This window comes from Ensifer sp. Root127 (assembly GCF_001425225.1).
Taxonomy (GTDB): Bacteria; Pseudomonadota; Alphaproteobacteria; order Rhizobiales; family Rhizobiaceae; genus Ensifer; species Ensifer canadensis.
In genome coordinates this window covers 40981-47482 of the sequence record NZ_LMDX01000025.1, presented here as the reverse complement: position 1 = coordinate 47482, position 6502 = coordinate 40981, and the positions used below count along the sequence as shown (strand labels likewise).

8 protein-coding genes and 1 pseudogene are annotated in these 6502 nt (G+C 61.7%); 3 read left to right on the top strand and 6 right to left on the bottom strand.

Features of this window, described 5'->3' with window-relative positions; translation table 11 throughout:
• From ASD03_RS26165 to ASD03_RS26145, 5 genes and pseudogenes are all read right to left on the bottom strand, one after another.
• Positions 1-227, bottom strand: a pseudogene (locus tag ASD03_RS26165) (hypothetical protein); the annotation flags it as partial.
• Between the two features lie 288 nt (positions 228-515).
• Positions 516-1310 (bottom strand): rhomboid family intramembrane serine protease, encoded by a 795-nt coding sequence (locus ASD03_RS26160; protein ID WP_025424628.1) that lies wholly within the window; start codon positions 1308-1310, stop codon positions 516-518.
• A 137-nt stretch (positions 1311-1447) separates the two neighbouring features.
• Positions 1448-2026: a cob(I)yrinic acid a,c-diamide adenosyltransferase gene (locus ASD03_RS26155; protein WP_025424627.1), complete on the bottom strand. Its 579-nt coding sequence runs from the start codon at positions 2024-2026 to the stop codon at positions 1448-1450.
• Between the two features lie 16 nt (positions 2027-2042).
• Entirely contained in the window at positions 2043-2246 is a 204-nt protein-coding gene (locus ASD03_RS26150; protein WP_025424626.1) for a twin transmembrane helix small protein, read from the bottom strand.
• Positions 2247-2269: 23 nt separating this feature from the next.
• Positions 2270-3103 carry an SDR family oxidoreductase gene (locus ASD03_RS26145; protein WP_025424625.1) on the bottom strand — a complete coding sequence of 278 codons (834 nt, stop codon included), beginning with the start codon at positions 3101-3103 and terminating at the stop codon, positions 2270-2272.
• A 183-nt stretch (positions 3104-3286) separates the two neighbouring features.
• Between ASD03_RS26145 and ASD03_RS26140 the strand changes: the two genes are divergently transcribed.
• The gene (locus tag ASD03_RS26140) at positions 3287-4168 is read left to right on the top strand and encodes a YihY/virulence factor BrkB family protein (RefSeq protein ID WP_025424624.1); all 882 of its coding nucleotides are present in this window, start codon (positions 3287-3289) and stop codon (positions 4166-4168) included.
• A 6-nt stretch (positions 4169-4174) separates the two neighbouring features.
• Here the strand turns inward: ASD03_RS26140 and gluQRS are convergent, their stop codons facing one another.
• Positions 4175-5065 carry a tRNA glutamyl-Q(34) synthetase GluQRS gene (gene gluQRS, locus ASD03_RS26135; RefSeq protein WP_025424623.1) on the bottom strand — a complete coding sequence of 297 codons (891 nt, stop codon included), beginning with the start codon at positions 5063-5065 and terminating at the stop codon, positions 4175-4177.
• A gap of 54 nt (positions 5066-5119) precedes the next feature.
• Between gluQRS and ASD03_RS26130 the strand changes: the two genes are divergently transcribed.
• Both ASD03_RS26130 and ASD03_RS26125 read left to right on the top strand, forming a co-directional pair.
• Positions 5120-5767 (top strand): DNA-3-methyladenine glycosylase, encoded by a 648-nt coding sequence (locus ASD03_RS26130; protein ID WP_025424622.1) that lies wholly within the window; start codon positions 5120-5122, stop codon positions 5765-5767.
• Between the two features lie 107 nt (positions 5768-5874).
• Entirely contained in the window at positions 5875-6432 is a 558-nt protein-coding gene (locus tag ASD03_RS26125) for an HNH endonuclease (RefSeq protein WP_025424621.1), read from the top strand.
• The last annotated feature ends 70 nt before the right edge of the window (positions 6433-6502 follow it).

Sequence of the window (6502 nt, the reverse complement as noted above, 5' to 3'; positions counted from 1 at the left end):
AGCGCCGTCCGCAGCGTTTCCTCGGCCTTGGCCGGACCGACCGAGACGACCACGACCTCGTCGGCCTTGCCGGCTTCCTTCAGCCGCAGCGCCTCTTCCACCGAGATCTCGTCGAACGGGTTCATCGACATCTTCACGTTGGCAAGCTCGACACCCGAGCCGTCAGCCTTCACCCGGATCTTGACGTTGTAGTCAACCACCCGCTTGACCGTCACAAGTATTTTCATGGATTCTTCCCTCCAAGAGCTTTCGCAGGAAAATGCGCCTTAACGGAGCCGCCTGATTGTCGGTTGGCGACATCGATACGCGTTTTTTCTCCAATTACAATCACTGTGCATGACGCTAAATCGATATAATCCCGAGAATTGGAATAACGTTTACGTACACGTAAGAAAGTGAGCTGACAAGACCTCTTCGCAGATGCGGCATGACGGTTCTTTCGCGATCATGCGGCGACGATCAAGCCTTTGAAATGGTGACGAAACCGGGGCGCTGGAAATGCCAAGCCGGCGGTTTCAAACGGTTGGTCGACCCCAGGGTGTCGGCGGCTTCCGCGTTTCCGGCGTGGGTTGCGGCGTGACGACGACGGACTCCACCTTATGCTCGACGGCGCGCGGCGTGACGATCGTCCGGTCGAAGAGCGGCACGCCGCGGCGTCGCAAAATGACCACGAGGACAAGCCCGGCAACGATGCCGCCGACATGGGCGCTCCACGAGACGCCGCTGCCCGGATCGACCACCAGCATGAAGAATTGCTGCCCGATCCAGAAGGCGAGCGGAATGGCCGCCGGCAGGGGCAGGGGGATGCGGAAAAACACCAGCACCCAGACGCGCACCTTCGGATGCAACAGGAAATAGGCGGCGACCACGCCGGAGATCGCACCCGATGCGCCGATTAGAGGCGCTTCCGATGCCGGGTCGAACAGGCCATGGGCCAAGGCCCCGGCAGCGGCACAGGCAAGGTAGAACAGCAGAAAGCGAAAGTGCCCGAGCGCATCTTCGACATTGTCGCCGAACACCCAGAGAAACAGCATGTTCATCGCCAGATGCATGAAGCCGCCATGCAGGAAGGAATAGGTGATGAAGGTGAAACCGTCGGGCACGATGATCAGCGACGGATCGAGCTGGGCATAATCGAAGATGAGCGCCGGGATATAGCCGAAGCCCAGAAGCGTCGCGTTGGCGAACTCTTCCGTGGCGATCGGCCCGGTTATCAGCCAAACAACGATGTTGATGACAATCAGGCTGATCGTCACATACTGAACCTTGATGTGCTTCAGGGTGTTCTTATCGTGAAGCGGTATGAACATGCGGTCTCCCGAAGCGTGATTCTACGGCGCCGCGCCTGTCCAGACGCGCAATGGTCGCCGTAACACTTTGTTTTACTGCACAGTCTCACCTTTTAATCGAGCCCGACTTAAGGGTGAGATTGTGCAGTGGGGAAACGTTATCTGTTTTTGCCGGGAATCCAAAGGACGTCGGCATGGCCCTTGTCGTTTGCCCAACGGGCGGCGACGAACAGGAAATCCGACAGCCGGTTGATATATGCGATCGCCTCGCGGCTGACGATTTCGGCTTCGAGCTGGGCAAGTGCCACCATCTGCCGTTCGGCACGCCGGGCGACGGTTCGCGCCACATGCAGTGCGGCCGATGCGGCGCTGCCGGCCGGCAGAACGAAGGAGCGCAGGGGTTCGAGATCGGCGTTCAGCCGATCGATTTCGGTTTCGAGCCAGGTGACTTGGCTTGCGACGATGCGAAGCGGCTCGTATTCCGGCTTCTCGCCGGTGTCGGGTGTCGCGAGATCGGCGCCGAGATCGAAGAGATCGTTCTGGATCCGCATCAAGGTGGCATCGAGATCGGCGACATCGGCGGTGTGTTGCCGGGCAAGCCCGACAAAGGCGTTGGTCTCGTCGACTGCGCCATAGGCATCGACCCTGAGATCGCTCTTCAGGCGGCGCGGACCGGAGACGAGCCCGGTGGTGCCGTTGTCGCCCGTCCGGGTGTAGATCTTGTTGAGCTTGACCATGGTGTCGTCACGTTCCTTAGGCGGGGCGGCCGCCGCCGGTGATCCATAGCGTCAGCATGATCAATACGATCGCGACTGCCTGCAGCAGTACACGGGCCTGCATCAGCTTGTTGGATTTGCTGCTGCTGCCACCCCTCATCATGTTCAAGAGGCCGCGGATCAGAACGATGACGACCAGCCCCATGACGAACAGGGTCAGGCCGGTGACGAAACTGGACATCGAATGCTCCCTTGCGTTTTCACTCAGCCGAGTCGGCCGATAATGCGGTAAAACAATGCTGCCGGCAGGAGCTTCTTCAGGAACGCGCCCTGCTTGGCGGGCCTTGTTACAATATAGTGCGGTTTCGGTCTCTTTGCCGCCAGCGCGTGCTTTAGGACTGCATATACGGCATCCGGTCCAAGCTTGCCCGCGACCGGTTTGCTCTCGCCTTTCAGGCGACGCATCTGCCGCTCGTACTCGGCGCGGTGGACCGAATTCTTCAGGTCGATGAAGCGCTCGATATAGGTCACGGCATTGGCGGTGAATTTCGAGGCGATCGGCCCCGGCTCGATCAGGCTGACCTTGATGCCACTTCCGGCGAGTTCCATTCTCAGGGTCAGCGACAGCGCCTCGATCGCAAACTTCGATGCGTTATAGGCGCCGCGCCAGCGGTAGGGCACAATGCCGAGGATGGAGGAGCATTGCACGATGCGGCCGCTTCCGCGCGCCCGCATGGCGGGGATCACCCGGCGCGTCAGGTCGTGCCAGCCGATGACATTGGTTTCGAGCTGCAGCCGGAGCGCCTCGGTCGGCAGGTCCTCGACCGCGCCGGCTTGGCCGTAGGCGCCGTTGTTGAACAGCGCATCGATGCGCCCGCCCGAGCGCGCCATCACCGCTTCGACCAGGGCGGCGATCGTTTCCGGCTTGGTATAGTCCATCAGGAAGGTCTCGATGCCTTGGCTTTCAAGGGCGCCTCGATCTTCGTCACGGCGCACGGTCGCAAACACCCGCCAGCCGTCCGCATGCAGCGCGTGGGCGCAATGGGCGCCGATCCCGGATGAACAACCGGTGACAATGATTGTGGGACGATCGGACATCCTGTCGATTCCTGTAGCAATCCTGCCCCCGTTTCCCATATTCATCGGCGGGATACAATTGAATTGCGCGAGCCGAAACCCGTGTACGCTGTCGCGGTCGGACGAGCGTCAATGCCATGGAACGGCGCCGCAGGATCCGCATGCGAAGGCACGCGACCGCGGCGCCACTGGGCCGGAGTGGAAATGCCAGCGTTTATTCGCATCACCTGGAAAGTCGTGTTCGATGCGCTATGGCACTTCAGTCTGGACGACGGCTGGGCCATGGCGAGCCATGTGGCGCTTTCGTCCCTGCTTGCTGTCTTCCCCTTCCTGATTTTCGGCACGGCGCTCGGCAGCTTCCTTGGTGCCGATCAGTTTGCCGAGACTGCGGTCCATCTCATTTTCGACGCCTGGCCGGAATCGATCGCTACCCCGATCGCCAACGAGATCGTCCAGGTGTTGACCATTCCGCGTGGCGGCCTGTTGACCGTTTCGGTGCTCGCGGCCGCCTATTTCGCCTCGAATGGGGTCGAGGCCTTGCGGGTCTCGCTCAACCGCGCCTACCGGGTGACGGAAAGCCGCTACTGGTATGTGACGCGCCTTGCCAGCCTCGGGTTTGTGATTGCCGGGGTGCTGATCCTGGCGGCGCTGAGCATCCTGCTCGTCGCCGTGCCGCTGGCGCTTCGTTATGCCGGCGAATGGCTGCCCTGGCTCGACGGCGTGCTGGCAACCGTCGACAACTGGAGTCTGCCACTGGCCCTGGTCGTGGTGACGGGCGGGCTCCTGGTGTCGCATCTCTGGCTACCGGACGGTCACCGCAAAGTGATTGACGTGCTGCCCGGTATTTTCTTGACGCTGCTCTGCTGGACGATCGGCGGCTACACCTTCGCCTATTATCTTTCGACCTTTGCGACCTATGTCTCGACCTATGCCGGTCTCGCTTCGATCATGATCGTACTGGTGTTCCTCTATATGGTCGCGGCGATCTTCATCATCGGCGCAGAGATCAATGCGGCGATCCTCAAATACCGGGTCAAGCGCATGGTGCGGCGCAGCTTCCAGAGCCCCCGCACTACCGAGGACTGAATTCCATCAGAGGACCAAAGCACGGATGTCGGCCGGCGAGCGGCCGGCCTCGCGGAAGGCCGAGATGCCAGTGTCACGATTGCTCTTGGAAAGCTTGCGGCCGTCGGCGCCGAGCAGCAGGCGGTGATGGTGGTAGACCGGCTCCGGCAGGTCCAGCAGCCGCTGCAGCAGGCGGTGCACCGCGGTTGCATGATAAAGGTCGCGGCCGCGCACCACGTGCGTTATGCCTTGCAGTGCATCGTCGACGATAACAGACAGATGGTAGCTCGACGGCGCATCGGAGCGCGACAGGATGATGTCGCCCCAGGCCGCCGGATCCGCCGTTATGAGGCCCGTCTCTCCATCTGGCCCGCTGCCGGTTTCCTGCCAGGTCAGCGGCGGTGCGCCCGCCGCAAGCACCGCCTTTTTCATGTCCAGCCGCCAGGCATGGGGCTTGTCGCCGGCAACGATGGCATTGCGCGCATCGGCCCCCAGATCGCGCTCGCGCTCTGGGTAGAGCGGCGCGCCGTCCGGATCGCGCGGCCAGGCATTGCCGCGGGCTTCGGCATCGGCAACCGCCGCCTTGATCTCGCCGCGTGACAGGACCGAGGGATAGACGAGGCCCATGTCGTTCAGCCGCTGGAGTGCGGACGCATATAGGTCGAGGTGGTCCGATTGCCGGCGCACCGGCTGTTCCCATTCAAGCCCGAGCCAGGCGAGATCGCTAGAGATCGCGGCCTCGAATTGCGGATGGCAGCGCGTCCGGTCGATATCCTCGATGCGCAACAGGAACCGTCCGCCCGACGCTTTTGCCATATCGTGGTTGAGGATTGCCGACAGCGCGTGGCCCAGATGCAAAAGGCCGTTCGGGCTCGGTGCGAAACGGAAAACGGGTTGCGTGGATGACGTGTCTGCCATCGTTTCCCTTTGGCATGGAAGCGGTATAAAAATCATCCGCTTTTTGGAGGCGCCATGCGGATCATCCGAACACATGAGGACATCGAGGCGGGGCTTGCCGGCCTGATGATGCTCGACGCCCGTCTCGAACATGTCGTGGCCAGGGCCGGGCCGGTGCCGCTCAGGCGAACCGACCCAGGCTATCGTGGTATCGCCAGCATCATCGTGTCGCAGATGGTATCGAAGGCAAGCGCTGCGGCGATCTGGAAACGCATGGAAGCCTCGCTCGGCGAGATTACCGCACCTGCCGCCCTGACGCTCAGCGACGAGGATTGCCGGGCGATCGGGCTTTCCCGCGCCAAGGCCGATGCGCTGAGGCGGGTTGCGCAGGTGGTCGTTGCCGGCGAAATCGACCTCGACGCGATCTGCAATGTCGAAGCCCCGGAGGCGATCCGCGAGCTGACGACCATCAAGGGCGTCGGCCGCTGGACGGCGGAGGTCTATCTCTTGTTTTGTGCCGGGCATCCGGATGTCTTTCCATCCGGCGATGTCGCGCTTCAGAACGCGATCGGCCACGGGCTCGGTCTCGAACTGCGCCCGACCGCCCGCGAGATTGATTCGCTGGCCGCGTCCTGGGCGCCTTGGCGCAGCGTCGCGGCACGTCTGTTCTGGGCCTATTACGCCCAAGAAATGCGGCGGGATGCTGTTCCTGTGACACCTTGAAGGAAAAAGCGAATCCGTTGTTCGCTTTTTTCTTTCCGGCTTCACAATCCTGTTGCAACGGGCCTAATATAGAAGGTGCAGATGCCGAATCGATCAGGAGAATACGCTTGACGATTGCAGTCTCACCGCAGGCCTTACCAGCGCTCGTCTTGAACGCTGACTATCGGCCGCTGAGTTATTACCCCTTGTCGCTCTGGTCCTGGCAGGACGCGATCAAGGCCGTCTTCCTTGACCGTGTGATTATCCTTGCGGAATACGAGCATTCGGTCTCCTCGCCCAGCTTCTCGATGCGGTTGCCGAGCGTGGTTTGCCTCAAGAGCTACGTGCAGCCGTCGCGTCATCCGGCGTTCACCCGGTTCAACGTCTTCCTGCGCGACAAGTTCGAATGCCAGTATTGCGGCACGCCCGACGACCTGACCTTCGACCACGTGGTGCCCCGCGCCCATGGTGGCCAGACGACCTGGGAAAACGTCGTTGCGGCCTGCTCGCCCTGCAATTTGCGCAAGGGCAGCAAGCTGCCGAAGCAGGCCGGCATGTTCCCGCACCAGAGGCCCTACCAGCCAACGGTGCAGGACCTGCACAACAATGGCCGGCTTTTCCCGCCGAACCACCTGCATGAAAGCTGGATGGACTATCTCTACTGGGATGTCGAACTGCAGCCCTGAGGCATTTGGACCATTGCTTTCTGGACGAAGTCCGGCCCTGAGCTGGGGCATGGAGCACGCCGCGTGATCC

What these genes read in the sequence shown, in the direction of transcription:
- ASD03_RS26130 (WP_025424622.1), top strand. Translation starts at nt 5,120, where the DNA reads ATGCGGATCATCCGAACACATGAGGACATCGAGGCGGGGCTTGCCGGC.
- ASD03_RS26150 (WP_025424626.1), bottom strand. Translation starts at nt 2,246, where the DNA reads ATGTCCAGTTTCGTCACCGGCCTGACCCTGTTCGTCATGGGGCTGGTC.
- ASD03_RS26145 (WP_025424625.1), bottom strand. Translation starts at nt 3,103, where the DNA reads ATGTCCGATCGTCCCACAATCATTGTCACCGGTTGTTCATCCGGGATC.
- ASD03_RS26140 (WP_025424624.1), top strand. Translation starts at nt 3,287, where the DNA reads ATGCCAGCGTTTATTCGCATCACCTGGAAAGTCGTGTTCGATGCGCTA.
- gluQRS (WP_025424623.1), bottom strand. Translation starts at nt 5,065, where the DNA reads ATGGCAGACACGTCATCCACGCAACCCGTTTTCCGTTTCGCACCGAGC.
- ASD03_RS26155 (WP_025424627.1), bottom strand. Translation starts at nt 2,026, where the DNA reads ATGGTCAAGCTCAACAAGATCTACACCCGGACGGGCGACAACGGCACC.
- ASD03_RS26160 (WP_025424628.1), bottom strand. Translation starts at nt 1,310, where the DNA reads ATGTTCATACCGCTTCACGATAAGAACACCCTGAAGCACATCAAGGTT.